Origin of the sequence: Nocardioides gansuensis (assembly GCF_003076135.1) — a bacterium.
GTDB lineage: Bacteria > Actinomycetota > Actinomycetes > Propionibacteriales > Nocardioidaceae > Nocardioides > Nocardioides gansuensis.
In genome coordinates this window covers 37,331-63,579 of sequence record NZ_QDGZ01000004.1, presented here as the reverse complement: position 1 = coordinate 63,579, position 26,249 = coordinate 37,331, and the positions used below count along the sequence as shown (strand labels likewise).

22 protein-coding genes and 1 pseudogene are annotated in these 26,249 nt (G+C 73.3%); 6 read left to right on the top strand and 17 right to left on the bottom strand.

What is annotated here, in order from left to right; all coding sequences use genetic code 11:
- Window positions 1–30: 30 nt before the first annotated feature.
- From trmD to DDE18_RS09770, 6 genes and pseudogenes are all read right to left on the bottom strand, one after another.
- Window positions 31–699 (bottom strand): annotated as a pseudogene (trmD, locus tag DDE18_RS23990) (tRNA (guanosine(37)-N1)-methyltransferase TrmD); the annotation flags it as partial.
- Complete coding sequence (rimM, locus tag DDE18_RS09790) at window positions 696–1,247, bottom strand: ribosome maturation factor RimM (protein ID WP_211754498.1); 552 nt, start codon at window positions 1,245–1,247, stop codon at window positions 696–698. The pseudogene trmD and the gene rimM, both read right to left, overlap by 4 nt.
- 79 nt (window positions 1,248–1,326) lie before the next feature.
- Window positions 1,327–1,569 carry an RNA-binding protein gene (locus DDE18_RS09785; RefSeq protein WP_116572454.1) on the bottom strand — a complete coding sequence of 81 codons (243 nt, stop codon included), beginning with the start codon at window positions 1,567–1,569 and terminating at the stop codon, window positions 1,327–1,329.
- Window positions 1,570–1,574: 5 nt separating this feature from the next.
- Window positions 1,575–2,126 (bottom strand): 30S ribosomal protein S16, encoded by a 552-nt coding sequence (rpsP, locus tag DDE18_RS09780; RefSeq protein ID WP_116572086.1) that lies wholly within the window; start codon window positions 2,124–2,126, stop codon window positions 1,575–1,577.
- A gap of 172 nt (window positions 2,127–2,298) precedes the next feature.
- Window positions 2,299–3,540, bottom strand: a complete 1,242-nt coding sequence (locus tag DDE18_RS09775) for a calcium-binding protein (RefSeq protein ID WP_133241203.1) — start codon at window positions 3,538–3,540, stop codon at window positions 2,299–2,301.
- Window positions 3,541–3,637: 97 nt separating this feature from the next.
- Complete coding sequence (locus tag DDE18_RS09770) at window positions 3,638–4,312, bottom strand: GNAT family N-acetyltransferase (protein WP_116572084.1); 675 nt, start codon at window positions 4,310–4,312, stop codon at window positions 3,638–3,640.
- A 177-nt stretch (window positions 4,313–4,489) separates the two neighbouring features.
- Here DDE18_RS09770 and DDE18_RS09765 point away from each other — a divergent pair, with 177 nt between their 5' ends.
- Window positions 4,490–5,047, top strand: coding sequence for a hypothetical protein (locus DDE18_RS09765; RefSeq protein ID WP_116572083.1), 558 nt, complete (start codon window positions 4,490–4,492; stop codon window positions 5,045–5,047).
- Between the two features lie 7 nt (window positions 5,048–5,054).
- Here DDE18_RS09765 and DDE18_RS09760 read toward each other — a convergent pair whose 3' ends face one another.
- From DDE18_RS09760 to DDE18_RS09730, 7 genes are all read right to left on the bottom strand, one after another.
- Entirely contained in the window at window positions 5,055–6,128 is a 1,074-nt protein-coding gene (locus tag DDE18_RS09760) for an amidohydrolase family protein (RefSeq protein ID WP_116572082.1), read from the bottom strand.
- 21 nt (window positions 6,129–6,149) lie between these two features.
- A complete protein-coding gene (locus tag DDE18_RS09755) occupies window positions 6,150–6,521 on the bottom strand; it encodes an NYN domain-containing protein (RefSeq protein ID WP_116572081.1) in 372 nt (123 codons plus the stop codon).
- On the bottom strand, window positions 6,518–8,077 hold the full coding sequence (ffh, locus tag DDE18_RS09750; protein WP_116572080.1) for a signal recognition particle protein: 1,560 nt from the start codon (window positions 8,075–8,077) through the stop codon (window positions 6,518–6,520). The genes DDE18_RS09755 and ffh overlap by 4 nt, the downstream gene beginning before the upstream one ends.
- 107 nt (window positions 8,078–8,184) lie before the next feature.
- On the bottom strand, window positions 8,185–10,401 hold the full coding sequence (locus DDE18_RS09745) for a [protein-PII] uridylyltransferase (protein ID WP_116572079.1): 2,217 nt from the start codon (window positions 10,399–10,401) through the stop codon (window positions 8,185–8,187).
- Window positions 10,402–10,405: 4 nt separating this feature from the next.
- Window positions 10,406–10,744: a P-II family nitrogen regulator gene (locus DDE18_RS09740; RefSeq protein ID WP_116572078.1), complete on the bottom strand. Its 339-nt coding sequence runs from the start codon at window positions 10,742–10,744 to the stop codon at window positions 10,406–10,408.
- A 115-nt stretch (window positions 10,745–10,859) separates the two neighbouring features.
- Entirely contained in the window at window positions 10,860–11,198 is a 339-nt protein-coding gene (locus DDE18_RS09735; RefSeq protein WP_116572077.1) for a P-II family nitrogen regulator, read from the bottom strand.
- Window positions 11,195–12,619, bottom strand: a complete 1,425-nt coding sequence (locus DDE18_RS09730) for an ammonium transporter (protein ID WP_245916570.1) — start codon at window positions 12,617–12,619, stop codon at window positions 11,195–11,197. The genes DDE18_RS09735 and DDE18_RS09730 overlap by 4 nt, the downstream gene beginning before the upstream one ends.
- Before the next feature lie 260 nt (window positions 12,620–12,879).
- Here DDE18_RS09730 and DDE18_RS09725 point away from each other — a divergent pair, with 260 nt between their 5' ends.
- Genes DDE18_RS09725 through DDE18_RS09710 form a run of 4 tightly spaced genes read left to right on the top strand, consistent with a single transcriptional unit; the run spans window position 12,880 to window position 19,769 of the window.
- Window positions 12,880–13,878, top strand: coding sequence for a glycosyltransferase family 2 protein (locus DDE18_RS09725; protein ID WP_116572076.1), 999 nt, complete (start codon window positions 12,880–12,882; stop codon window positions 13,876–13,878).
- Window positions 13,879–13,882: 4 nt separating this feature from the next.
- Entirely contained in the window at window positions 13,883–14,728 is an 846-nt protein-coding gene (locus DDE18_RS09720; protein ID WP_116572075.1) for a hypothetical protein, read from the top strand.
- Entirely contained in the window at window positions 14,725–16,854 is a 2,130-nt protein-coding gene (locus DDE18_RS09715) for a glycosyltransferase family protein (RefSeq protein WP_116572074.1), read from the top strand. Before DDE18_RS09720 ends, DDE18_RS09715 begins: the two co-directional genes overlap by 4 nt.
- On the top strand, window positions 16,851–19,769 hold the full coding sequence (locus DDE18_RS09710; RefSeq protein ID WP_116572073.1) for a glycosyltransferase: 2,919 nt from the start codon (window positions 16,851–16,853) through the stop codon (window positions 19,767–19,769). Before DDE18_RS09715 ends, DDE18_RS09710 begins: the two co-directional genes overlap by 4 nt.
- Window positions 19,770–19,789: 20 nt before the next feature.
- On the opposite strand, the gene ftsY is transcribed toward DDE18_RS09710, so the two are convergent.
- From ftsY to smc, 4 genes are all read right to left on the bottom strand, one after another.
- Complete coding sequence (ftsY, locus tag DDE18_RS09705; RefSeq protein WP_116572072.1) at window positions 19,790–20,920, bottom strand: signal recognition particle-docking protein FtsY; 1,131 nt, start codon at window positions 20,918–20,920, stop codon at window positions 19,790–19,792.
- A 59-nt stretch (window positions 20,921–20,979) separates the two neighbouring features.
- The gene (locus DDE18_RS22950; RefSeq protein ID WP_165821112.1) at window positions 20,980–21,156 is read right to left on the bottom strand and encodes a hypothetical protein; all 177 of its coding nucleotides are present in this window, start codon (window positions 21,154–21,156) and stop codon (window positions 20,980–20,982) included.
- 106 nt (window positions 21,157–21,262) lie between these two features.
- Window positions 21,263–21,712 carry an acyl-CoA thioesterase gene (locus DDE18_RS09700; protein WP_116572071.1) on the bottom strand — a complete coding sequence of 150 codons (450 nt, stop codon included), beginning with the start codon at window positions 21,710–21,712 and terminating at the stop codon, window positions 21,263–21,265.
- Entirely contained in the window at window positions 21,709–25,266 is a 3,558-nt protein-coding gene (smc, locus tag DDE18_RS09695; protein WP_116572070.1) for a chromosome segregation protein SMC, read from the bottom strand. The genes DDE18_RS09700 and smc overlap by 4 nt, the downstream gene beginning before the upstream one ends.
- Window positions 25,267–25,420: 154 nt before the next feature.
- Between smc and DDE18_RS09690 the strand changes: the two genes are divergently transcribed.
- Window positions 25,421–26,242 carry a class I SAM-dependent methyltransferase gene (locus DDE18_RS09690; RefSeq protein ID WP_116572069.1) on the top strand — a complete coding sequence of 274 codons (822 nt, stop codon included), beginning with the start codon at window positions 25,421–25,423 and terminating at the stop codon, window positions 26,240–26,242.
- Window positions 26,243–26,249: the final 7 nt, after the last annotated feature.

The window sequence follows — 26,249 nt, the reverse complement described above, 5'->3', positions numbered from 1 at the left end:
GCCGCCGCCCGGGACCGCGGAGGGCGCGAGCAGGTCGGGACGGCGCTGGGCGGTCCGGCGTACGGCCTGCTCCCGGCGCCAGGCGGCGATCCGGCCGTGGTCGCCGGACAGCAGCACCTCGGGGACGTCGAGCCCGCGCCAGGAGGCGGGCTTGGTGTAGACGGGGTATTCGAGGAGGCCGTCCTCGTGGGACTCCTCGGCCAGCGACTCGGCGTTGCCCATGAAGCCCGGGAGGAGACGGACCACGGCCTCGACGATGGCGAGCGCCGCGACCTCGCCGCCGTTCAGGACGTAGTCGCCGAGGGATACCTCCCGCACCTCGCCCAGCGACGCGGCGTGCTCGATCACCCGCTGGTCGATGCCCTCGTAGCGGCCGCACGCGAAGACCAGGTGCTCGCGGGTCGACAGCTCCTTCGCGAGGGCCTGGGTGAACGGCTCGCCGCTGGGGGTGGTGAACACGAGGGTGGGCCGGTTGGCGGCCACCTCGTCGAGCGCCTCACCCCACGGCTCGGGCCTCATCACCATCCCGGCCCCGCCGCCGTAGGGAGTGTCGTCGACGGTGCGGTGGCGGTCGTGCGTCCAGTCGCGGAGGTCGTGGACGCGGACGTCGAGCAGCCCCTTCTCCCGGGCCTTGCCGGGCAGCGACAGCGAGAGGGGCGCGAGGTAGTCGGGGAAGATCGTGACGACGTCGATCCTCACGCCCGGTCCTCCTCGTCGGGGTGCGGCGAGACCAGGCCCGGCCGGTCGGCGATGACCACGCGCCCTGCCGCCAGGTCCACCTCGGGCACCAGGGCGGACACGAACGGCACGAGCGTGTCGCGGCCGTCGGGGGTGCGCACGCCGAGGAGGTCCTGCGCGGCGCCGTGGACGACGGCGGTCACCTCGCCCAGGGCGGTGCCGGAGACGTCGTACGCCGCGAGGCCGACGAGCTGGTGGTCGTAGAACTCCTCGGGGTCCTCCGGCGTCGCGGTGGCGTCGAGGGTGGCGTGGAGGACGATCCCCCGGGCCGCCTCGGCGGCGTTGCGGTCGGCGAGCTCCTCGAACGTCACCAGCAGCACGCCCTGGTGCCAGCGGGTGCGGCCGACCGTCAGCGTGCGCTCGCCACCGCGGGGCGGGCGGGCCGCGAGCCGCGCACCCGCCGCGAACCTGAGGTCCGGCTCGTCGGTGCGGACGTCGACGGTCACCTCGCCGCGAAGGCCGTGCGGCTTTCCGATGCGGCCGACGACGACCTCGATGCTCTCGCTCACGGGGCCAGCGTAGGGGTCCGGGACGCGCAGACGGGCGCCACCCCACGAGGGGTGACGCCCGTCCGGACGTGCGCGAAGATCAGCGGCGCCGGTCGACGTCGACGAAGTCGATCCGCGCGCCACCACGGCCTGCGAGGGCCGAGATGACGGTGCGGAACGCCGTGGCGGTGCGGCCGCTGCGCCCGATCACCTTGCCGAGGTCGTCGGGGTGCACCCGGACCTCGAGGAGCGACCCGCGGCGCAGCTGCTTGTCGCGGACCACGACGTCGTCCGGGTGGTCGACGATCCCGCGCACCAGGTGCTCGAGTGCCTCGGCCAGCACGTCGCTCACGCCTCGGTGGTCTCGGCGGCCTCGGCAGCCTCAGCGGCCCCCTCGGGGGTCTCCGCGGCGGGCACCTCGGCCGGAGCCTCGGCAGCGACCTCGGCCTCGGTCGCGGCAGCATCGGCCTCGACGACCTCGGCGGCGGGCTCCTCGGCGGCAGGCGCAGCCTCGGTCTTCTTCGACTTCGCGGTCGTCGCGGCGCCCTTGGGCTCCTTCGCGACGTCCTTGAGGGCCTCGTTGAAGATCTCGAGCTTGTCGCGCTTGGGCTCCTTGACCTTCAGCGTGCCCTCGGCGCCCGGGAGGCCCTTGAACTTCTGCCAGTCTCCGGTGACCTTGAGGATGGCCTCGACGGCCTCGCTCGGCTGCGCGCCGACACCCAGCCAGTACTGCGCCCGGTCGGAGACGACGTCGATGTACGACGGGTCCTCCTTGGGGTGGTACTTGCCGATCTCCTCGATGACGCGACCGTCGCGCTTCTTGCGCGAGTCGACGACGACGATGCGGTACTGCGGCACCCGGATCTTGCCCAGGCGCTTCAAACGGATCTTGACGGCCACGTCTGTGGTGTCTCCTTAGAGATTTGTCGTTGGTGAGTGCTCACGACCCAGGTGGGGACCGGCGCGATCACTCGAGGGGCACTGCCACGGCCGGATGAGAGGGTCCGTCCGGGCAGGACTCAGCGGGTGATTCTGCCAGAGGGTGCGAACGTCGCCCAATCCGGCGCCGCCATCAGCAGCTGTGCTCGATCTCGACCGCGACGCAGGTGTCCCGCCCGGGGCCGGCCCGGGCCTCGTCCTGGCCGTCTCCCCCGTCGACCTGGTCGGGCCTGCGCCCGCCCTGCACCACGTCGTCGCCGCCGCCCAGCCACGCGCGCAGCGGGTTGTAGGAGGGGCCGGTGAGGGTCTCGGCGGCGTCGGAGCCGTGGAAGTCCAGGAGCACGTGGTCGGAGACACCGAACTCCTCGACGGCGCGCACGTCCTGGGTCACGTCCCCCGACTCCCACCGGGTCTCCACCGTCCCGGCCGGCACGGCGATCACGACGAGGGGCACCTCGACCTCCTCCCGCAGCGGCGTCGAGTCCTGCTCGTCGGGTCGCTGGAAGTGGACCGCGTCGCGGCCCGCCCCGCCGTCGACCGAGCCGCCCTGGGCCTGGGTCAGCGTCGCCACGAGACGGTCCTTGCCCCCGCCGGCGTCGATCGCGGCCGGTCGCAGGGAGCCGGACCAGATCGTGTCGCCGCCGAAGCCGCCGATGATCTCGTCCTCGCCAGCGAACGACTCGGCGTCGTCCCGCCCTGCTCCCAGGTCGACGACGTCGTCGTCGACCGTGCTCTCCCCGCGCAGGGAGCCGTCGGACCAGGAGTCGGCTCCCCCGCCGAGGCGGGCGGTGTCGTTGCCGGCCATCCCGGTGACGTCGTCGCGCCCCTCGGTGCCGAGGAACTCGTCGTCCACGTTGGATCCCACGACCCTGGTCCCGGGAAGGACCACCAGCACGTCCTCGCCCTGGCCCCTGGCGGTGACGGGCTCGGCGGCCAGGTCCACCCGCACGCCGACGGACTCCGAGGTGAACCGGACCTCCTGGTAGCCGCCCGAGCCGCCCAGCCTGGAGTCGTGGCCGGGATCGAGGTGATCGTTGCCCAGGCCGCCATCGAGGCGGTCGCCGACCAGGACCCTGCCTCCCCGGTCCCCGACGACCGCGTCCCGCTCGCCGTGGAGCCGGTCGTCGCCGTCACCGCCGAAGAGCCGGTCCTTCCCCTCCCCGCCACACAGCAGGTCGGCACCGTCGAGCGCCCTGATGCGGTCGTTGCCGGAGAGCCCGACGATCACGTCCTTGCCGGCCGTACCGCGCAGGCGGTCGTTGCCGGTGGTGCCGACGATCGTGGCCGGCTCGCCCTTGCACAGGACGGCCACCGGACGGCCGTCCCGTTCGACCGCGCCGGCCGGCCCCGGGACCAGGCCCAGGGTCGCGATCACGACCAGAGCGGAAGCGAATGACGGAACACGTGCGGTCACGGCGAACCTCCGATCCTCGAGCGAGCTGACCCGGAGCCTAACCCCGGAACGGCCATGATCAGGAGGACTCTGCCCCCGGGTCCGGGTCCAGTCCGACGAACGCGCGCAGCGCCTCGACACCCGAGACCTCCAGCGGATGCGGCCCCCGCACGAAGTCCTCGGGGCTCAGGACCAGCACCTGGTTGAGGGCCACCTCGTCGCGGCGCTTGAGCCGTCGCACGCCGTTGTCGCGGTAGCCGACCTTCCTGCTGACCGCCAGGGATGCCGGGTTGTCGAGGAACGCGCCGGACGTCACCTCGGTCGCGTCGAGGTGGTCGAAGACGAAGGCGCAGATCGCCTGGCGCATCGCCGTACCGATGCCGTTGCCCTGGTGCTCGCGACCCAGCCAGGACCCGGTCTCGCCGGTGCGGGTGACGAGGTAGTCGTGGGTCTCGAAGCCCTGCGTGCCGACGAGCGTGCCCTGGTGGAAGACGGCGAGGTGCAGGCCCCACTGGTCGGGCGTGAAGTCCGCGCGGACGCGCCAGTGGTACGCCGCGGTGTTGCGGGCCAGCTCGCCGGCAGGCGCGTCTGTCCAGGGGAAGTAGAACGGCATCCGCTCGGGCTCGTGGATGCCGCTCTCCGCCAGCTCGCAGAGCCCGAGCAGCACCTCGTCGGTGATCCCGCGCAGCTCGACGGGGCCGGCGGTGATGCGCAGGCCGAGCGGCGGGAAGAGGTCGGTGGGCGTGAGGCTCATGGCGCCATCCTCACCGCGTGGCGAAGCCGTCCGCCACCGGGTATAGGCCCTGCCCGACCCAGAACGCGACTCGCATTTCTTTGCCCGGCCCGACAAGATGGCTGGCGGCCGGCTCCTAAGGGAGAGGGTCGGCCGCGCGGGCAACTCCCCCCGATTTCGCCCGCACGAGGAGATTCGATGAAGCACAGCACTTCCCGAGCACTGGCCGCCGCTGCTGCCGGCGTCGCCCTTCTGGCGCCCACTGCCGCTGGCCACGCCGCCGAGGCTGCGCCCAAGGCCCAGACCAAGCAGCTCGTCAAGGACGTGGCCGGCAAGGACAAGCGCCTCGCGCGCCTGGCGACCAGCACCAAGGTCACCCGCCTCGCCGACGAGAACGAGCAGGTCCTGGTCGCGAACATCACCGAGGACCGGGCCGACCTGGCGGAGCTGAAGACGGCTGCGGAGGCCGCGGACTCGACGTACGACGCGAAGGCGGTCCGCAAGGACCTGCGCTCCTTCCGCGTGGAGAACTACGTCCTGGCCGCCAACATCGTGAAGCAGGCCGAGGCGCTGGCCGACGAGGCCGCTGCCGACCCCGAGGCCGCTGCCGCCGTCGACGCGGCGATCGACGCCGCGCTGGCCCTGACCGCGGACAGCACGAAGGCCGACGTGAAGGCCGCCCGTGTGCACCTGCAGACCGCGCACGAGGAGCTGGACGCCGAGGAGACCACGACCACCCCGGCTCCCACCGCCTGACTTTCCGTCAGGCCACGACGCGCCCGCGCAGCACCACGCAAGTGGGCTCGCGGAGCACCGTCAGGTCTGTGAGGGGGTCGCGGGGGTAGACCACGAAGTCTGCCTCCGCGCCCTCCTCCAAACGCCCCAAGAGGCCGAGCCACTCGCGGCCCCGCCAGCTGGCCGCTCCCAGTGCCTCGAAGGCAGGGATCCCGATCCGGGCCAGCGCCGCCACCTCGCCCGGCAGGTTGCCGTGGCGGCTGATGCCCCCGCCGTCGGAGCCGGCGTAGATCGGCACGCCCGCCTCGAACGCCGCCATGATCGTCGCCGGCATCCGCTCGTGTAGCTCGGTCATCGTCACGGCGTAGTCGGGAAAGCGCTCCTGCCCCGCCGCCGCATGCTCGGGGAACTTGTCCAGCTGCATGATCGTGGGCACCAGCGCGGTGCCGTGCGCGAGCATCGCGTGGATCAGGTCCTCGGTGAGGCCGGTGCCGTGCTCGATGCAGTCGATTCCGGCGTCGATGAGCCCCGGCAGCACGTCGTGGCCGAAGCAGTGGGCCGTCACCTTGGCGCCGTGCTCGTGCGCCACCGCGATCGCCCGGGCGAGGTCCTCGGCCGGGAAGCTCGGGGCCAGGTCTCCCTCCTCGCGGGAGATCCAGTCGCCCACCAGCTTGACCCAGCCGTCGCCGCGCTGGGCCTCCTGCGCGACGTACGCCGCCAGCTCGCCGGGCTCGACCTCGTGGGCGTAGCCGCGGATGTAGCGCTTCGTGCGCGCGATGTGGCGACCGCACCGGATCAGCCGGGGCAGGTCCTCGCGCTCCTGGACCCAACGCGTGTCCGCGGCGGACCCGCAGTCGCGGATCAGCAGGGCTCCGGCGTCGCGGTCCTGCACCGCCTGCTGCTCTGTGGTGGCCTCGTCGACGGGCCCTCCCTCGTCCAGGCCGAGGTGGCAGTGCGCATCGACGAGGCCGGGCACGATCCAGCCCTCGGCGGCCGTGTCCGCTCCCGGCTGGGCGTCGTAGGTGATGCGGCCGTCGACGACGTAGAGGTCGGCGGGCTCGCCGTCGGGGAGCACCGGTCCGCGGAATCTCAGCGCGCTCATGGTGCCGACCCTAGCGAGGCGTCAGGCCAGCTGGTCGAGCAGCCACGAGGGCCCGAGCGCCAGCGCGCCGATCCCCTGCACCCGGGCCTGGAGGAGCCGGTCGGCCGTCACCACGGTGACCCGGGCGCCCCTCCCCGTGGCGGCCCGCACCTGACGCTCGATCTCCGAGTCGCCGTCCTTCGGCGCATGGACGGTGGTGACGTGGCCGTCGCGGCCCTTGCGGACCCCGCCCTTGGCCCTGCCCTCGAGCACCAGCACGACGTCGTCGTGGGGCAGGTCGGCGACCAGGAGCCGCTCGTGGAGCCGCTGCGCGGCACCGGCGCGGTCCTTCCACCATCCGTCGGGCCGGGAGCCGACGACGTTGGCGCCGTCGACGACGAGGACCGAGGTCACTTGAGGAACTTGGAGAAGTCCTTGGGCAGGTCGAGGGCCGCGGCGGCCTTCTCGTAGTCGATGTCCTCAGCAGGCGTGCCGAACGGGCTTGCGGCGGTCTTCTCCTTGGCAGCCGCGGCCTGCTGGGCGGCCTTGGCGGGGTTTCCGGAGACGCGCTTGCCCTTGCCCTTCTTGGGCGCCTGCCTGGCCTTGGCCCGCTTGCCGCCGGCCATCCCCGGCATCCCCGGCATCCCGGGCATGCCGGGCACGCCGCCGCCACGCATCATCGACTGCATCATCTTGCGGGCCTCGAAGAACCGGTCGACGAGCTGGTTGACGTCGGAGACCTGGCGGCCGGAGCCCTTGGCGATGCGGGCGCGCCGCGAGCCGTCGATCAGCTTGGGGTTGGCCCGCTCGGCGGGCGTCATCGACTGGATGATCGCCTGGATGCGGTCGATCTCGCGCTCGTCGAAGTTGTCCAGTTGCTCGCGGAACTGCCCCATCCCGGGCAGCATCCCCATGATCTTCGACATCGAGCCGAGCTTGCGGATCTGCTGCATCTGGGTGAGGAAGTCATCGAGGGTGAAGTCGCCGGTGGTCGCGAGCTTCTCCGCCGCCTTGCGCGACTCCTCCTCGTCGAAGGCCTTCTCGGCCTGCTCGATCAGGGTGAGCATGTCGCCCATGTCGAGGATCCGGCCGGCCATCCGGTCGGGGTGGAAGAGGTCGAAGTCGGTCATCTTCTCGCCGGCGGAGGCGAACATGACCGGCTTGCCGGTGATCGAGGCGATGGACAGCGCCGCACCACCGCGGGCGTCGCCGTCGAGCTTGGTGAGCACGACGCCGTCGTAGCCGACCCCGTCGAGGAACATCTGCGCGGTCGTCACCGCGTCCTGGCCGATCATCGCGTCGACGACGAAGAGCACCTCGTCGGGCCGCACGGCGTCGCGGATGTCGGCGGCCTGCTTCATCAGCTCGGCGTCGACGCCGAGGCGACCGGCGGTGTCGATGATGACCACGTCGTGGAGCTTGCGCTTGGCCTCCTCGACGGACGCCCGCGCGACGGAGACCGGGTCACCGACGCCGTTGCCGGGCTCGGGTGCGAAGACCGGCACGCCGACCCGGTCGCCGTTGACCTGGAGCTGCTGCACGGCGTTGGGCCGCTGGAGGTCGGCCGCCACCAGCATCGGCGTCCTGCCCTGCTCCTTGAGCCAGAGGGCGAGCTTGGCCGCGAGGGTCGTCTTGCCGGCGCCCTGGAGGCCGGCGAGCATGATGACCGTCGGGCCGGTCTTGGCGAAGCGCAGCCGCCGGGTCTCGCCACCGAGGATGTTGACGAGCTCCTCGTTGACGATCTTGACGATCTGCTGGGCCGGGTTGAGGGCCTGGCTGACCTCCTCGCCGCGGGCCCGCTCCTTCACGGCCGCGACGAACTCCTTGACCACGGGCAGGGCGACGTCGGCCTCGAGGAGCGCGATGCGGATCTCGCGCGCGGTGGCGTCGATGTCGGCCTCGGAGAGGCGTCCCTTGCCGCGCAGGTTCTTGAAGGTGTCGGCGAGGCGGTCGGAGAGAGTGGCGAACACGGTGTGGGTCAGTCCTCTGGAGGTTCAGGGATGCGTACGCCGCGACGCGACGCAGCAGTCGCCCAAGCCTAACCGGGGGACGGTGCCTGGCCGTGGTCGGCGGGACTTCACTCGCCCGCCAGGGCGGCCCGGACGGCGTGGGCGGCAGCGGCGGCGCGCTCGTCGGAGAGCCGGCCGGCGCCCTCCTCCTGAACGTAGAACACGTCCACCGCCTGCGGTCCGACGGTCGACACGTGCGCCGACCGGACCGACAGGTCGAGCTCGGCGAGGGCGGCACAGACCAGTGCGACGACCCCCGGCCGGTCGTCCATGCGCACCTCCAGCACGGTCGCCCGGTGCGACGCGTCCGGGCGGACCACCACGACGGGCTCCAGCCGGCCGGGTCCCGGGCGGGCCAGCCGGGACCTCGCGTCGACCCGGCCCTCGGCGACCGCGACGAGCCGTTCGCGGAGCACCGCCGGGTCCACGTCGCTGTCGGCGACCTCCCACACGGAGACGCCGAGCTCGTCCTGCGCCCAGGCCCGCGCCGAGCGCACCCGCACCCGCTGCAGGGCCAGGGTCGCGGCCGCGTCGGCGAGCAGGCCGATCCGGTCGGGTGCGGCGACCGTGACCCGGGCACCCGCCTCGTCGGGCTCGACGGACACCCACGCGCCGCCCGCACGGCGTACGGTGCCCGGGACCTCCACGACCGGTGGCGCCTCCTCGGGCGCCTCCTCGCCCCCGGCCGCGGCCATGGCGTTGCGGGCGAGCCTGCGGACCAGGCCGGCCCGCCAGGTCGACCACGCCTTCGGCGAGGCGGCCCGGGAGTCGGCCTCGGTGAGTGCGAGGAGGAGGGTGAGCGCCTCGACGCCGGGCACCCGGGAGCGCACGGTCTCGACCGTGGCGGGGTCGTCCGGGTCACGCGAGGTCGCGGTCTCGGAGAGCAGCAGGTGCCAGCGCACGAGCTCGCCGACCAGCTCCACGCCGGCGGCGTCGAATCCCATCCGGCGGGCGATCTCGCGCGCGATCGGCGCCCCCGCCACGCTGTGCTCGGTCAGCTCGCCCTTGCCGATGTCGTGGAGCAGCGCGGCCACCAGCAGGACGTCGGCGCGCGCCACGGTGCGGATGAGCGCGCCGGCCTCGATGCAGGTCTCCACCACGTGCCGGTCGACCGTGAAGCGGTGGATCACCGAGGCGTGCGGCAGGAGCCGGATGCGCTCCCACTCGGGGAGGATCCGCGCGAGGGCACCCGTCTCCTCCAGCGTCTCCCAGACGGGCAGCAGGCCGCGCCCCGAGGCCAGCAGCCGCACGAGCGCGTCGCGGGCCTCCGCGGGCCAGGGATCGGGCAGCGGGGCGCACTCCCGCACCAGCCGGGCCGCCGTGGGCGGAGCCAGCACGACGTCGTGCTCGGCCGCCTCGGCCGCCGCGCGCAGCAGCAGCACCGGGTCGGAGGCCGGCCGCGCCGCCGCGTCGAGCACGACCTCGCCGCGCGAGAGGGCCACGCCCGGCGCCAGCGGCTCGAGCCAGGGCCGCCTGGCGGTGCGCACCGACGCGGGCCTGGCCAGGACGTCGTCCACGCGGCGCCAGGTGAGCCGCGAGAAGTGGGACATCCGCCGCCCCAGCTCGCGCACGTGTCGCTGCGCGGCGCCCGCGTCCTCGACGCCGAGCGCCTCGGCGAGCGGCTCCCAGTGCTCGGGGGTGATCCGGTCGGAGGGCCGGCCGACGACGTCGTGCAGCACGTCGCGCAGGTCGAGCAGGTCCCGGCGGCCCCGCTCCAGGTCGGCGCCGGAGACGTCCACCAGCCAGGTGGCCTCCAGCGCCTTGAGCACGGTGGCGTCGCGGAGGCCTCCCTCCGACTCCTTGATGTCCGGGACCGACTCGTGCGCCAGCTCGCCCGCCACCTCGTGGCGCTTGCGCACCATCTCCCGCAGCTCCGGCAGGCGGTCCTTCGCGTGCCGTCGCCAGGCGGCCAGCATCGTCGTGCGCAGCCGCAGCGTGAGGTTGGGGTCGCCCGCGAGGTGGCGCACGTCGAGCAGGCCCAGGGCCACCTTCAGGTCGGACTCCGCCTGGCCGACCATCTCGGGCAGCGACCGTACCGAGTGGTCGAGGCGGGAGCCGGAGTCCCAGAGCGGGTACCAGACCGCGCTCGCCACCTCTCCCAGCTCCACGCCGTCGTCGTGCACGAGCACGACGTCGAGGTCGCTGTGCGGCGCGAGCTCGCAGCGCCCGTAGCCCCCGACCGCGACGAGGGCGACGCCGGTGTCCGGTCCTCCGCAGGCGGTGTACGCCGAGGCGCACACGTCGTCGGCGGCGGACGCCCGGGCGGCGCGCTCGGCTGCGGTCATCTGGTCAGAGCGCCGCTTCGTCGCGGTCGCCGGTGCGGACCCGGACGACCGCCTCGACCGAGCTGACCCACACCTTGCCGTCACCGATCTTGCCGGTGCGCGCGGCGTTGGCGATGAGCCCCACCACGCTGTCGACGTCGGCGGCGTCCACGAGGATCTCGACCCGGACCTTCGGCACGAGAGCGATGTCGTACTCAGCGCCGCGGTAGACCTCGGTGTGTCCCTTCTGGCGGCCGTAGCCGCTGACCTCGGACACCGTCATCCCGGTGATGCCGGCGGATTCCAGGGCGACGCGGACGTCCTCCCACTTGTGCGGCTTGACGACCGCGGTCACGAGCTTCATGGAGTGCCTCCTCTGCGCCCGGTGGCGCGGTTCCATCCAACAGCACGCCGACCCGCACGGACATCAGCCGTGCGGGTCGGCGCGTGGGTATGCGGTGCAGCGCGGTCGAGCGGGGTCAGAGCGCGGCCTCGTCGGTGTCCCCGGTGCGGACCCGGACGACGGTCTCGACCGAGCTGACCCAGACCTTGCCGTCCCCGATACGGCCGGTCTGGGCACTCTTGACGACGATCCCGACGACGTCCTCGGCGTCGGCGTCCTCGACCACGATCTCGATGCGGATCTTGGGCACGAGCGCGATGTCGTACTCAGCGCCGCGGTAGACCTCGGTGTGGCCCTTCTGGCGGCCGTAGCCGCTGACCTCGGAGACCGTCATCCCGGTGACCCCGAAGGTCTCGAGGGCCTCGCGGACGTCCTCCCACTTGTGCGGCTTGATGACCGCGGTGACCAGCTTCATGCCTTCACTCCTTCGGTTGCGGGCTCGGACGCCAGGACATGCCCCGAGAGGCCGCGACGGGCGCCGGAGGCGCCGACCAGGTCGTACGCCGACTCGCCGTGCTCGACGGTGTCGATGCCCTCGACCTCGTCCTCGTCCTTGATGCGCCAGCCGAGGGTGTACTTGATCAGCAGGCCGACGATCAGCGTGGCGACGGCCGACCACAGCATCGCGAACAGCGCGCACACGACCTGCAGGACGAGCAGCTTGGCGCCGCCGCCGTAGAGCAGGCCCTCCGGGATGGCCGAGGTGGCAGCGGTCGGGGCGGCCAGGAAGCCGACACCGATGGTGCCCACGAGGCCACCGACGAGGTGCACGCCGACGACGTCGAGCGAGTCGTCGTACTTGAACTTGTACTTGAGACCCACGGCCAGCGAGCAGAGCACGCCGGCGACGAGGCCCAGGATGATCGAGCCGACCGGGGTCAGCGCGCCACACGCGGGCGTGATGGCGACCAGGCCGGCCACGACACCGGAAGCGGCACCCAGCGAGGTGGCGTGCTTGTCGCGGATCTTCTCGACGAGCAGCCAGCCGAGCATCGCCGCGCAGGTCGCGACGGTGGTGTTGACCCAGACGAGACCGGTCTCCTGGCCGAACTGGGCGAGGAAGGCGTCGGGGTCGACGTCGGCCGGGTAGCCGTTGGGCGAGACCAGCGAGCCCACGTTGAAGCCGAACCAGCCGAACCACAGGAGGCCGGCGCCGATCATCGTGAGTGTCAGGTTGTGCGGCTTCATCGGCTCCTTGCCGAAGCCGAGGCGCTTGCCGATCAGCAGCACGAGCACGAGGCCCGCGATGCCGGCGTTGATGTGGACGACCGTGCCGCCGGCGTAGTCGATCGGCGCCACGTTGGGCACGCCGTCGGTGCTGCCGAACAGCATGCCGGCCAGGCCGTCGCCGTCAGCCCAGGTGAGGAAGCCGCCGCCCCACACCATGTGGGCGAGCGGGAAGTAGGACAGGGTCACCCAGAGGGGCAGGAAGACCAGCCACGCGGAGAACTTGACGCGGTCGGCGATGGCGCCCGAGATCAGCGCCGCGGTGATCACCGCGAACGTCATCTGGAACCCGACGAACACGTAGTTGTAGGGGTCGAGGTTGCTGAGGCCGAAGTTCTGGAACGGGCTCGCGAAGAGGCCGAGGAAATCCTTGCCGGTGGAGCCGTCCGCGCTGGCCCACGAGTCGCCGTAGGACATCGACCAGCCCCACAGCACGTAGACGACGCCCACGACGCCCAGGGAGGCGAACGACATCATCATCATGTTCAGGACGGACTTGGCTCGGCTCATGCCGCCGTAGAACAGGGCCAGGCCGGGTGCGGTCATCAGCAGCACCATCGACGCTGCCACCAGCATGAACGCGTAGTAGCCGTCATACGCGAAATTCACGGGACCTCCAGTGAAGCTTGTCTCGGGGGCGGCAGGCGGGCGGACGCCGGTGTCGGCACGCACTGCTGCGATCGGGCCCCACCCTGCTGTCCGGACATTTCGACGTACGCCGTCACATGTTGCGGGCAGGCAACGGTTGCCGCCCGAGTGTTACGTGCATGTGAACGACCCCTCACGCCCTGGAGCACCACCGCGGGCCCGGAGGACCGCCCGCTGCTCGTTAGACTGCGCGCCATGAGCCGGAGAGCGTTACGAACGCGATGCGTCCCCGGCTGAGGGCGGCGCGGGTGGGCGTGGTGATCGTCGACCACGACAGCATCGCCGACACCGAGGGCTGCCTGGCCTCCCTGGAGACCTCCCAGGAGCTCGACATGGCCGTCGTCGTCGTCGACAACTCCGAGCAGGAGGGCTCAGCCGGGCGGCTGCGGGCCGGCACCGGTGCGCGCGCCGAGGTGCTGCCGGGAGGCGGCAACTCCGGTTTTGCGGGCGGCGCGAACCGCGGCATCCGCCACGTGCTCGAGCAGGGCTGCGACTACGTGTGGCTGCTCAACCCCGACACCCGCGTCGAGCCGGCCACGCTGCCGCGGCTGCTCCAGCACCTCGACGAGGTGCCCGACTGCGCGGTCGTCGGCCCCCGCATCATCGAGCCGGGCGACCCCCCGACCGTCTGGTTCGACGGCGGAGTCGTCGCCCTCAACCGGCACGGCGAGACCCGCCACGTCGGGCAGGGGGTGTCGCTCGACGAAGCACCCGCGCCCAGGGTGCTCGACGTCGACTACGTGACCGGAGCGTCCCTGCTGACCCGGCGTACCGTCCTGGAGACCGTCGGCCTGCTGCCCGAGCACTACTTCCTCTACTTCGAGGAGACCGAGTGGTGCCACCGGGTGCGCGCGGCCGGCTGGCGGGTGATGGTCGACCAGCGGGCCAGGATGCTGCACCACAAGCGGTCGAGCGGGGACCTGCCGTCGCCCTACCACCTCTACTACATGGTCCGGAACCGCTACCTCTTCGTGCAGCGGGTGCTCGGCGGCGACCCCGAGGCCGCGCTCGCACAGATGCAGCGCACGTGGCTGCGCAACTGGCGGCGCCGCGTGACGGCGGCGGCCCCGGAGTGGCTGCCGGAGTTCGACGCCCTCGTCGAGCTCGCCGTGGCGGACGCCCGGGCGGGTCGGGACGGCCGCAGCGAGGCCGTGTCGCACGTGCCGTGGCCCGACGACCGGGGCGAGGCGCCGGACGAGAGCGCCGAGAGGGCAGACTGACCCCGTGGAGCCCACTCCCCGCGACGAGGTCGCGGCGCTCATCGACAGCACGCTCGGCGGCGGTCCGCGCGTGCTGCACATCAGCACGGGCGCGTCGCCCGTGCCGCGTCGTCTCGCCCAGGAGCACGACCGCGAGGTCGAGTGCCTGATCTGGCCGGTCGACGCCGAGGATGACCGCGACTGGGTGCGCTCCCCCGCCTTCGAGGCTGCCGAGGACGGCTGGGCACAGCCGTTCCTCGTGGCTCCGGTCGACGTGGTCGTCGTGGAGCGGGTCCTCGACGGTGACCGCGACCCCGTCGCGTTCCTGCGCACGCTGGCCGGCGGCGCGCTGGTGCCGGGTGCGCTGGTCGTCGTGGCCGGCAGCCGCGACCTGACCGCAGCGGTCGAGGCCGCGGGCTTCGTCCTGGAGGACGCCACCGGCCCGGGCGGCGCCGAGGGCGTCGGCGTCACGGTGGCGCGCTTCCCCTCGTTCACGCTGGCCCAGCCCTCCTCGCCGCACGCCGACGAGGCGACGGCCGCGGAGAACCGCCGGCTCGCCCACGAGCTCGAGCGCACGCGCGAGCAGCTCGCCCGCGAGCGGGCCACGATCGCCCGCGAGCTCCAGCTCGGCAAGGACGAGCTGCGCGCGATGGACAAGCAGATGGCCGAGCTGCAGGATCGGCTCCAGCGGCTGCGCCACAAGAACGTCATGCTCCGCGCCCGCGTCGCCCAGGTCGCCCGCGACCGCGACCTCGCCACCGCGCGCGCCGAGGAGCTCAGCCGCCAGCTCGCGCTCGCCGAGGACTCCCGGGCCGTGCGCGTCGTGGCCAAGGTGGTGCGCAGGGTGCGGCACGTGAGGGACTCGACGTGACTCCCGGTGAGTCCGCCGAGCGCGCGGACGCGGGCCGGCGGCGGGCCGCCTACAGACGGCTGGTGGAGGGTGAGCTCGCGGTCGGCGACCGCGGCACGGTGATCTTCCTGGTGCGCTCGGTCGACCTGCGCGAGGCCCGCTTCGACCTGGTGGCCGCGGCCGGGCTGGGGCTCGCCCTCGTCGAGCAGGGGTATGGCGTGCGGCTGGTGCCGCAGCACCGCTGGCACCTCGGCGGGGCCGCCGACGTGTGGGTGGCGCTGCTCCCGGAGGTCGACCCGTCGCTCGCGCCCGCCGGCGCCTGGCGGGTCGCCTGGGCGCTCAACGACACCGAGCAGTGGGCCGCCGCCGACCACCTCGTGGCGTACGACCAGGTGCTGGCCACCTCCGACATCGCCCTGACCCGGCTGCGCGAGCACACGGACCGGGCGGGCACCGTCCTGCGGGCCGCTGCTGACGCACGGATCTTCACCCCGGGCGTCCAGGGCCAGCCCCGCGAGGGGGTGGTGAGCTTCGGCATCCACGTCGACCGCACGCGCACGCCGCACCCGGTGCTCGGCGAGCTCGCCGTGCAGGTGCCGCTGACGGTGCACGCCGAGCCGATGCGCAACATGCGCGCCGGGCTGCTCGCGCGACTTGCGCCGCCGGTCCCGTGGCTGCGCGTGCCCGAGGTCGCGGCCCGGGCGCTCGTCACCGTCGACGACATGTCCCCCTCCGCGGTGGGCAACGGCACCCTCGACGCCCGGGTCTTCGAGTCCCTGGCCTGCGGCACCCTGCCGGTGGTCAACACCCGGCTGGGGCTGGCCGAGATCGGCCTGGACCTGCCGACGTACCGCTCGACGCGGGAGCTCGCCCGGGTCCTCAGCCACCTGGTGTCCGACCCCGAGGGCACCCAGGCACGTGCCGCGACGCTCCGGGAGACCGTGCTGGCGGGGCACACGTGGGAGCACCGGGCCGAGGAGTTCGCGAGCGCCGTGAAGCGCGCGCGGGAGGCTGCCTCGCCGGGGCCCCGGCGGGCGCTGCACTACTTCCCGGACTACAACAGCGCCAACCCCTACCAGGGCATGCTCTTCGCGGGCCTCGACACGGTCGACGCCTACCCGGTGGCCGTCACCGACGTGATCGACCACCTCGACCGGCGCGCGGTCTCCGCAGTGCCCGGCACCCTCAACATCCACTGGACGACGCCGATCCTGCAGTACGCGACCGGTCCGTTCCGCGCCGCGCTCGAGCTCGACCGGTTCTCCGCCGCGCTGCACCGGTTCCGCGGCGCCGGCGGCCGCCTGGTCTGGACCCTGCACAACGTGCTGCCCCACGAGGCCCGGCTGGTGTGGGCGGAGACCGAGCTCGCCCAGCTGCTCGCCGACCGTGCCGACGCCATCCACGCGCTGTCGGCGATCACCGCCCGCCAGGCCTCCGAGGTGCTGCGGCTGGACCCACGGCGCGTCGTGGTGATCGAGCACTCCAGCTACCTCGGCTGCTACCCCGACTGGATCAGCCGGGACGCGGCCCGCCGCTCGCTCGGCCTCGGCTCCGACGACGTGGTGCTCGTGGCGCTCGGCGGCATCCGGCCCTACAAGGGACTCGGCCGGCTCCTCGACGTCTTCCACGAGCTCGCCGAGGACGATCCCCGGCTGCGGCTGCTCGTCGCCGGGAAGCCCGCCCAGACCTCCGAGACCGCGGGGCTGCAGCGCCGGTGCGAGCAGTCGCAGCGGGTGATCTCCCACTTCGCGCACCTGCCCGACGACCAGCTCCAGGTGTGGTTCCGTGCCGGCGACCTCGCGGTGCTCCCCTACTCCCGCATCCTCAACTCCGGCGTCTTCTGGCTGGCCCAGAGCTTCGGGCTGCCGATCGTCGGCCCCCGCACCGGCGCCCTGCTGGACCTTGCCGACCAGGACCACGTGCGTCTGTTCAGCCCGCGCGACGACCGCTCGCTCAAGGAGACGCTGCGCACGGCCATCGTCGAGCTCGTCTACGACGAGACGCAGGCGCGGGCTGCCCGCCAGGCCTCCCTCGAGACGGCCCGGAGCCGGCCGCCCGAGCAGATGGCCGAGGACTTCGCGGCGTTCATCGACGCCCTGCTCCCCGCGTCGCCGCACCAGGTCACCGGCGCGGGGGCGGCGAGGTGATCGAGCCGCCGCTGACGCCCACCACCCGCCACTCGGTCCGTGACCTGGTCGCCTCGGGATTGCTGGACCTCGACTGGATCGCCGCCCAGCTCGGCACCGCGCCCGAGTCTCCGGAGGAGGCGGCCCGGGCGGTCCTCAACACCCCCGACATCTCGCCGCACCCACTCTTCGAGGCGACCTGGCTGCCCGGCAAGGGGGTGTGGCAGGCCGGTGACCTCCCGCCGTCGCTGTGGTACGTCACCGAGGGGCCCCGGCGCAACCGCCTGGCGCCGCACCCCCTGATCAACACCGAGCGGATCCTCGAGGAGCACTCCGCCGCGCGAGACCACGGCTACGGGCCGCTGGCCTGGTGGGCGACCCAGGCGCAGCGGGACACTCCGCTCCCCGTGCGGCGCGGCTACCCGCCCCTGCTGTGGGGCGAGTTCCGCGACAACGCCCTGCGCGCGGCGCGCGAGTGGCACGCCCAGACCCACCTCGACGCCAACCCCGGCGCCCAGCAGCCTCTGGCGGGTGAGCCGAGCCCGGTGGTGACGGTGCTGATGAGCGCCCAGGACGTCGGTCCCCTGCTTGGCCCGACCATTGCCTCCCTGCAGGCGCAGTCCCTCGACCAGTGGGAGCTGCTCGTCCTCGACCGGGGGTCGATCGACTCGACCGGAGCCGCGGCGATGAGCGCGGCGTCGGGCGACCCCCGGGTCCGTGTGGTGCTGGGCTCGCGCACCCAGCTGGGCCGCACGCTCAACCGCGGCATCGAGCGCGCCCGCAGCGAGTTCGTCGCGTTCCTCGAGCCCGGCGACCGCTGGCACTCCGAGCACCTGGCACGCACGGTGGCCGTGCTGCGCGCCGGCGGCCGAGTGGCGGTCCGGGCCTACACGTGCGGGGCCACCCGGCTCTCGGGCGAGCTGGTCACCCCCTCACAGGTCGACCTCGGCACGACCGTCGTACGCCGCTCCGTGCTCACCCAGGTCGGCGGCTTCGCCGACGTCGACGACGAGACGTGCGTGCCCGAGTTCGTCGACCGGCTGGCGCGGCTCACCGCCGGGCACGAGTGGGCCGACCCGGTCGTGCTGCTCCCGCCCTCCCCTGCCACGGGCCGGGCGACCGTCAACTGGGAGGCGGCCCAGGCCGCGGCCCGGGTGCCGTCGCGCACCAGCCTGGTGCTGCCGATGGGTGCGGGCAGCCGCGGCACCGTCGACTGGCTGCTCGCCGGTGGCGAGGACGTCGAGGTCGTCGTCGTCACCAGCCGGGACCGCCGCGGGCCGCACGTCCTCACCTCGGCCCTCGCCGGGCTGCTCCCCTCGGTCACCAGCATCTCGGTGCCGGCCGGCACCACGATCACCGAGGCCATGAACATCGGCATCGCCCACTCCACCGGCGGCACGCTCGTGTTGCTGCGCCCCGAGGCCCAGCCGGTCCCGGGCGTCATCGCCCCGCTCGTGGAGACCCTCGCGGCGCCGGGGGTGGCGCTGGCCCAGCCGCTCGTGCTCGACCGGCGCGGCCTGATCCTCTCCGCGGGCGCCGGCTTCCCGCAGGCCGACGACCGCCTGGGCCTGCTCTTCTCCGGCCACCCCGCCTCCGACGCCCGGCGCCTGGGTCCCACCCAGATCCCGGCGCCCGCCTCTCCGGTCATCGCGGTGCGGGCCTCCACCCTGCTGGCGCTGCACGGGCTCGACCAGGCGTTCGCCGACGTGCTCTCCGAGACCGACCTGGGACTGCGGGCGCTGGCGACCGGGGCCGGCCACAGCATGCTGGTGCCGCAGCAGACGGTCACCTCACGCACCGCCTACGCCGAGCCCGCCGACCTCAAGGTCGCGATGGCGACCCTGAGGTCCCGCCGCCACACGATCCCGGCCGACCACTCCAGCGACCTGTGGCGGACGACCGGCTTCGAGGTGACGGGCGTGCAGACGCAGCGCGTCTCGGCCGACCCCGACGACCCCGAGTCCGACTCCGTGCTGCTCCAGCAGCACGTCGTACGCCATGTCCGCGGCATCGACGAGCACCCGCCGCGGCTGCGCTGGACCATCGACACGGCCGCACCCGCCGGCCCGCGTGGCGAGCGCTGGGGCGACACGCACTTCGCCCGGTCGCTCGCAGCCGCCCTGGAGCGCTGCGGCCAGGACGTGTCCGTCGACCCGCGCGACGCCCGGTTCCGGTCCTCGCGCGAGCACGACGACGTCGTGCTCGTGCTGCGGGGGCTCGACCTGGTCGAGCCGCACCCTGACGCGCTCAACATGCAGTGGATCATCAGCCACCCCGACCTCGTCACCGGCGAGGAGATCGCCGGCTTCGACCAGGTGTACGCCGCCAGCCTGAGCTGGCCCGACCACGCTCGCCGGGCCTGGGGCGTCACCGTGCACCCGCTCCTGCAGTGCACCGACCCCCGTTACTTCAACCCCGAGCGCGGCGAGCCGGACACCGGTCCGGAGGTGCTGTTCGTCGGCAACTCGCGGGGCGTCTATCGCCACGCCGTGCGTGCCGCCCTGGAGGCGGGTGCCGAGCTCACCGTGCACGGGGCTGACTGGGACGAGTTCCTCGACCCGTCGATGGTGGCCTCGACCGGCGTGCCCAACGACGAGGTCGGCGCCCTCTACGCCAGCGCCGGCGTCGTGCTCAACGACCACCACGTCGACATGCGCCGCGACAGCTTCGTCTCCAACCGCATCTTCGACGCGGCCGCCTGCGCCGCCCGGATCGCCAGCGACGAGGTGACGGGACTGAAGGAGACCTTCGGCGACCTGGTCCAGACGTTCCGCACGAGTGCGGACCTCGCGCGCCTGATCAGGCCGCCGTACGACGCGTTCCCCGGCCTCGAGGAGCGGCGCGAGCTGGCCCGGCGGATCATCGAGGAGCACACCTTCGACCGCCGTGCCCTGCGCCTCATCGAGGATGCGGTCACCGCCCTGCGCGCCCGCTGACGCCCGGTCGCCCGGAGCCGTCAGCCGAGCAGCGCGTCGACGAACGCGGAGGCGTCGAAGGGCGCCAGGTCGTCGGCCCCCTCGCCCAGCCCGACGAGCTTGACGGGCACGCCGAGCTCGCGCTGGACGGCCACCACGATGCCGCCCTTGGCGGAGCCGTCGAGCTTGGTCAGCACGATGCCGGTGACGTCGACGATCTCGGAGAAGACCCGCGCCTGGATCATGCCGTTCTGGCCTGTGGTGGCGTCGAGCACGAGGAGCACCTCGGTGACGGGCGCCTGCTTCTCGATGACCCGCTTGACCTTGCCCAGCTCGTCCATCAGGCCGGCCTTGTTCTGCAGGCGGCCGGCAGTGTCGACGATGACGGTGTCCACGCCCCGGTCGATGCCCTCCTTGACCGCCTCGAACGCCACGCTCGCCGGGTCGGAGCCCTCCGGGCCGCGGACGACCTCCACGCCGACTCGCTCGGCCCACGTCGCCAGCTGGTCGACCGCGGCCGCGCGGAACGTGTCGGCAGCACCCAGCACGACCGACTTGTCCTCGGCGACGAGGATGCGGGCGATCTTGCCGACGGTGGTGGTCTTGCCGGCGCCGTTGACGCCGACGACCAGCACGATGCCGGGCCTGCCGTCCTCGCCGGTGATCCGCAGCCGCCGGTCCATGGTCGGGTCGACGAGCGCCACGAGCTCCTCGCGCAGCACGGTGCGCGCGTCCGGGGACTCGCCGCCCTCCACGCGCATCCGCGTGCGGAGGTGCTCGACCAGCTGCTGGGTCGGCGCGACCCCGATGTCTGCGGTCAGCAGGGTGTCCTCGATGGACTCCCAGGTGTCCTCGTCGAGCTTGTCACGCGAGAGCAAGGCGAGCAGCCCCCGTCCGAGGCCGCCCTGCGAGCGGGCGAGCCGCTCGCGCAGGCGCACCAGCCGCGACCTCGTGCCCTCGGGCTTCTCCAGCGCAGGGGCCGCCGGCTGCTCGGGCACCTGGACGGGCGCCTCGACCGGCGTCTCGACCTCCGCCTCGGTGGGAGGCGGCGCGAGGACGTCGGTGCCCGCGGTCGGCGGCTTCGGCCGACGCCGGCCGGAGGTCAGCAGCCCCGCGAGCGTGAGGATGCCGAGGACGGCGATGCCGATGATCAGGTAGAGCCAGTCACCCATGGCTCCATCCAATCAGAGCCCCCGGGCCAGGTCGTACGGCGAGGGGTGGCCGCCGGGGGTCAGGCGCGGCTCTCGTGCTCCTCGAGCGTCGGCAGCGAGTCGACGCCCTTGCGCATCGCGTTGCCGATCTGCGGCACGACCGGCAGCTGCTCGCCCCGGTGGGGGAACGCGACGTAGGCGACGACGACGCCGGAGACGGCAAGGACGAGGAACATGGTCACGACGATGGCGATCATGCGATCAACTCCCGAGGAACTCTGTCACGACGTCAGCTTCGACCTTCTGCTTCCAGAGTCCCACACCCGCGCACGAGGACCGTGATGGGGGGCGACGTGGCCTGCGTCACTCCCGCACGAGCGGGGTGACGGCGGCCCTGATCGCGTCCGGCACCGGGACCACCGGGCGGTCTCCGGCCCCCCGCGCATTGGTGACGTAGACGTGCACGAAGCGGCCCTCCGCCGCGGCCTGGTCGCCCAGCCCCTGGAACAGCCCTATCCGGTAGGTCACCGAGGAGCTGCCCAGGCGCTCGACGACGAGGCCCATCTCGACGGGCGCCGGGTAGCCGACCTCGCTGAAGTAGCGGCAGCCGACCTCGGCGACCACGCCGATCGCCGGCAGGGAGCGGATGTCGGTGCCGACGACCTCCGCGAGGTGGGCGTTCACGGCGGTGTCGATGAGCTCGAAGTAGCGCGCGTTGTTCATGTGGCCGTAGACGTCGTCGTCGGCCCATCGGGTGGTGGCCGTGCGCCAGGCGACGTAGTCCGCTCGGGTCGGCCGGGTGCGGTCGCTCACGCGGGCTCCGTCTCCCTGAGGCGCTGGGAGATCACGGCCGAGACGCCGTCGCCGCGCATCGTCACGCCGTACAGCGCGTCGCCGACCTCCATGGTCCGCTTCTGGTGGGTGATGACGAGCAGCTGGGAGTGGTCGCGCAGCTCCTCGTAGATCTCCAGCAGGCGGCCGAGGTTGGTGTCGTCGAGCGCGGCCTCGACCTCGTCGAGGATGTAGAACGGCGAGGGGCGGGCCTTGAACAGCGCGACCAGGAAGGCCACGGCGACGAGCGACCGCTCGCCACCGGAGAGCAGCGAGAGCCGCTTGACCTTCTTGCCGGGTGGGCGGGCCTCGACCTCGACGCCGGTGTTCAGCATGTTGCCCGGGTCGGTGAGGACGAGCCGGCCCTCACCGCCGGGGAACAGGCGGGCGAACGTCGCGTCGAAGGCCCTGGACACGTCAGCGTAGGCCTCGGTGAAGACCTGCTCGACCCGGTGGTCGACCTCCTTGACGATGTCGAGGAGGTCCTTGCGGGTGGACTTGAGGTCCTCGAGCTGCTCGGTGAGGAACTTGTGGCGCTCCTCCATCGCGGTGAACTCCTCCAGCGCGAGCGGGTTGACCCGGCCGAGCATCGACAGGGCGCGCTCGGCGGCCTTGAGCCGCTTGGCCTGCTCCTCGCGCACGAACGGCACGGGCTCGGGCTCGTCCTCCCCCTCGGCGACCTCGCCGGAGAACGGGACGAGGGTGTCCGGGCCGTAGTCGTTGACCAGGCCGTCGGGGTCGAGGCCGAGCTCCTCGAGCGCCCGCTCCTCGAGCTGCTCGATGCGCATCTTCTGCTGGGTGCGGGCCATCTCGTCGCGGTGGACGGAGTTGACCAGCTCGTCGTGCTCCCGGCCGAGGTCGCGCAGCCGGGCGCGGACGGCGAGCAGGTCCTGCTCACGGCCCTGCCGCGACTCCTCGACCCGGGCCCGCTCGTCGGCGGCGAGCATGACGGAGCGCTCCAGCTGGTGGAGCACCACGCCCACGGCGGCGAGCACGGCCTCGGCGGCCCGGCCCTCGCGGATCAGCCGCTCACGGCGCTCGGCCGCGCGCTGCCGCGACTCCCGCTCGGCCTGGGCCGCTCGCCGCAGCGAGTCGGCCCGGCCGTGGAGGGCCCGCGCCCGCTCCTCCGCGGTGCGCAGCGACAGCCGGGCGTCCATCTCCGCCTGCCGGGACGCCTTCGCGGCCTCGACGAGCCGCTCGCGCTCGCTGGTGTCGGGCTCCTCGTCCGGGGCGTCCTCGGCGCTGGCGAGCCGCGCCTCGAGCTCCGCGAGGCCGGCGAGGTCCTTCTCGCGCGCGGCGGTGGCCGCGGTGATGGCACGCTCGAGGCGCTCGGCCTCGCCGCGCGCGGCGCGGGCCTGGGAGCCGTACTGGCCCAGCTCCTCCGCCACCGCCGCGAGGGTGGCGTCGGACTCGTGGAGCTTGGCCAGCGCGACGTCGACCCGCTTCACGGCGTCGTGCCGCTCGGCCTCGAGCCGGGAGATGTCGAAGCCGAGCCGCTCGCTGGCGGCCGTGGCCTCCTGCAGCTGGGCGGCGGCCTCGTCCACGGCGGCCTGGATCTCCAGCAGGCTGGGCTGGCTCGAGGAGCCGCCGGCCGCGAAGTGGGAGCCCATCAGGTCGCCCTCGCGGGTCACCGCGACGAGGTCGGGCAGCTCGGCGACCAGCGCCTTGGCCGTCGGCAGGTCATCGACCACGGCGACGCGGACCAGCAGCCGGGCCACCGCCCCGCGGAGCTCGTCAGGAGCCTCCACCACGTCCACGGCGTACGTCGCGTGGCCGGGCAGGGTGGGCCAGCTGCTGCGGTCGTCGACCGGCGCGCCGCCGAGCAGCAGGCCTGCCCGGCCGAGGTCCTCGCCCTTGAGGTGTCCGATGGCGCCGGCGGCGGCGTCGGCGTCCTTCACGACCACGGCATCGGCGGCGCTGCCGAGCGCGGCGGCGACGGCGGCCTCGTATCCCGACCGCACCGACAGCAGCGCGGCGACCGAGCCGAGCAGCCCGGAGACGGTGTCGGTGGCGGCGAGCAGGGCACCGGCGCCGTCCTTGCGGTTGAGGCCGAGCTCGAGTGCGTCGCGACGGGCGACGAGGCCCGCTCGGTCGCGGTCTGCCTGCTGGGCCTCCTCGCGGGCCTTGGCGAGCCGCTCCTCGATGTCGTCGAGAAGGGAGACGGCCGCCTCGTGCTCGGCGTCGAGGCCCTCCTCGCCGGCGTCGAGGCCGGCGACCCGGGTCTCGAGGGCGGTGAAGTCGCGCTGGGCGCGCTCGACCCGGGCGAGCGCCTCCTCGCGGGCCTGGGCGAGGCGGCCGAGCTCCTCGTCGGCGGCCGCGGCGCGGGACTTGAGCGCGTTGACCTGCCCGTGCAGGCGGGCCAGCCCCTCACGGCGGTCGGCCGCAGCCCGGACGAGCCCGGCCACGCGGCGCTCCTCCTCGGCGGCGGCGTCCTCCGCCTGGCGGCGGGCGGTGACCGCCTGCTCGAGCGCGGTGCGCTGCTGCTCGACCTCGGCGGCGATCTGCTGCTCGCGGGCCCGGACCCGCTCGGCCTCGGCCTCGAGCTCGTCGGGGTTGCGGCCGGAGTCGACGGTGTCGGGCTCGGCGGCGCCGGCGGCGTTGCGCATCCGCTCGGCGGCCAGCGACTGGGTGCCGCGCAGCCGCTCGCGCAGCCCGGAGAGCGCGAACCAGGTCTCCTGCGCCTTCGCCAGCGCCGGCAGGTCCTCGCGCAGCGCGGCCTCGAGGGCGGCCTCCTGCTCGCGGCCCTTCGCGATCTCGGCCTCGACCTGCTCGCGGCGCTGCAGCAGGATCGACTCGTCGGCCATCTCCTGCTCCAGCGCCGTGCGGGCCGTGACGAGGTCGTCGGCGAGCAGCCGGGCCCGGGCGTCGCGGACGTCGGCCTGCACCTGCTGGGCCTTGCGGGCCACCTCTGCCTGCCGGCCGAGTGGCTTGAGCTGGCGCCGGATCTCGCTGAGCAGGTCGTTGAGGCGGGTGAGGTTGCCCTCGGTGGAGTCGAGCTTGCGGAGCGCCTTCTCCTTGCGCTTGCGGTGCTTGAGGACGCCGGCGGCCTCCTCGATGAAGCCGCGGCGGTCCTCGGGGGTGGCGTGCAGGATCGTGTCGAGCTGGCCCTGGCCGACGATCACATGCATCTCGCGGCCGATGCCGGAGTCGGAGAGCAGCTCCTGCACGTCGAGCAGCCGGCAGGGTTGTGAGTTGATGGCGTACTCCGAGCCGCCGTTGCGGAACATCGTGCGGCTGATCGTGACCTCGGAGTAGTCGATCGGCAGTGCACCGTCGCTGTTGTCGATGGTCAGCTGCACCTCGGCGCGGCCCAGCGGCGGGCGGCCGGAGGTGCCGGCGAAGATGACGTCCTCCATCTTGCCGCCGCGCAGCGACTTGGCGCCCTGCTCACCCATCACCCAGGCGAGCGCATCCACGACGTTGGACTTGCCGGAGCCGTTGGGGCCGACGATGCAGGTGATGCCGGGCTCGAGCTGGAGCGTCGTCGACGAGGCGAACGACTTGAACCCCTTGAGGGTGAGACTCTTGAGGTACAACGTGCTGCTCCCGGGTCGCGCGGTCGACAACGTCTGAACGCGGCATCCTCGCAAGGGACGCCGGGGGAAGGCTCAGCAGGGTCACCCTAACCGCGTGAGGGCCCACATCCGTGGACCTCTTCCCCGCGCGTGGCCCGCCTGCCACGATCCGTTCATGACCGCCCCCACTCCCGAGCAGCTGAAGGCCGGGATCACCGGCGTCTTCGACCGCGCCGCCGCGACGTACGACCAGGTCGGTGTCGACTTCTTCAGCCGGATCGGGGAGGAGCTCGTACGCCGCACGGCGCCCGCCGCGGGTGAGCGCGTCCTCGACCTCGGATGCGGCCGCGGCGCCTCGGCGCTGCCCGCGGCCCGTGCGGTCGGGCCGACCGGGCGCGTGGTCGCCACCGACCTCGCCCCGACGATGGTCGCCGGCCTGCAGGAGCAGGCGGCGGACCTTCCCTGGCTCACGGTCGAGCTCGGCGACGCGGAGCAGCCACCCGAGGGTCCGTGGGACGTGGTGCAGGCCAGCCTGGTGCTCTTCTTCCTGCCCGGGCTGCCGGCCGCCCTCGACTGCTACCGCGAGGTCCTGGCGCCCGGTGGACGGCTGGGCTACACGTGGTTCGGGCAGGGCGACGAGTCATGGAGCGACATCCAGCGACTGCTGCGCGACGGCATCCCCGAGGACCGGCGGCCGCCCGACATCGCCAAGGCCGGCCCGTTCTCCTCGGTGGACGCCCAGCACGCATTCCTGGAGGAGCACGGCTTCACCCGGGCCGACACCAGCGCGTTCCTGGTCGAGGTGCCCTTCCGCGACCCGGACCACTGGTGGGCCTGGTCGTGGTCGCATGGACAGCGCCACCTGCTGGAGCAGCTCGAGGCCGCAGGCAACCTCGACGACGTACGCCGCCGCGTGGACGCCGTGCTCACGGAGCGCCAGCGCGACGGCTCCCTGTCGTTCCGGACCGAGGTCCGCTGCACGCTGGCCCGTCCCTAGTGCCACA

Excerpts from the sequence above, each read along its gene's own strand:
- DDE18_RS09770 (WP_116572084.1), bottom strand. The coding sequence starts at position 4,312 with ATGAGCCTCACGCCCACCGACCTCTTCCCGCCGCTCGGCCTGCGCATC.
- DDE18_RS09765 (WP_116572083.1), top strand. The coding sequence starts at position 4,490 with ATGAAGCACAGCACTTCCCGAGCACTGGCCGCCGCTGCTGCCGGCGTC.
- DDE18_RS09760 (WP_116572082.1), bottom strand. The coding sequence starts at position 6,128 with ATGAGCGCGCTGAGATTCCGCGGACCGGTGCTCCCCGACGGCGAGCCC.
- DDE18_RS09745 (WP_116572079.1), bottom strand. The coding sequence starts at position 10,401 with ATGACCGCAGCCGAGCGCGCCGCCCGGGCGTCCGCCGCCGACGACGTG.
- DDE18_RS09740 (WP_116572078.1), bottom strand. The coding sequence starts at position 10,744 with ATGAAGCTCGTGACCGCGGTCGTCAAGCCGCACAAGTGGGAGGACGTC.
- DDE18_RS09735 (WP_116572077.1), bottom strand. The coding sequence starts at position 11,198 with ATGAAGCTGGTCACCGCGGTCATCAAGCCGCACAAGTGGGAGGACGTC.
- DDE18_RS09725 (WP_116572076.1), top strand. The coding sequence starts at position 12,880 with ATGCGTCCCCGGCTGAGGGCGGCGCGGGTGGGCGTGGTGATCGTCGAC.
- ftsY (WP_116572072.1), bottom strand. The coding sequence starts at position 20,920 with ATGGGTGACTGGCTCTACCTGATCATCGGCATCGCCGTCCTCGGCATC.
- DDE18_RS22950 (WP_165821112.1), bottom strand. The coding sequence starts at position 21,156 with ATGATCGCCATCGTCGTGACCATGTTCCTCGTCCTTGCCGTCTCCGGC.
- DDE18_RS09690 (WP_116572069.1), top strand. The coding sequence starts at position 25,421 with ATGACCGCCCCCACTCCCGAGCAGCTGAAGGCCGGGATCACCGGCGTC.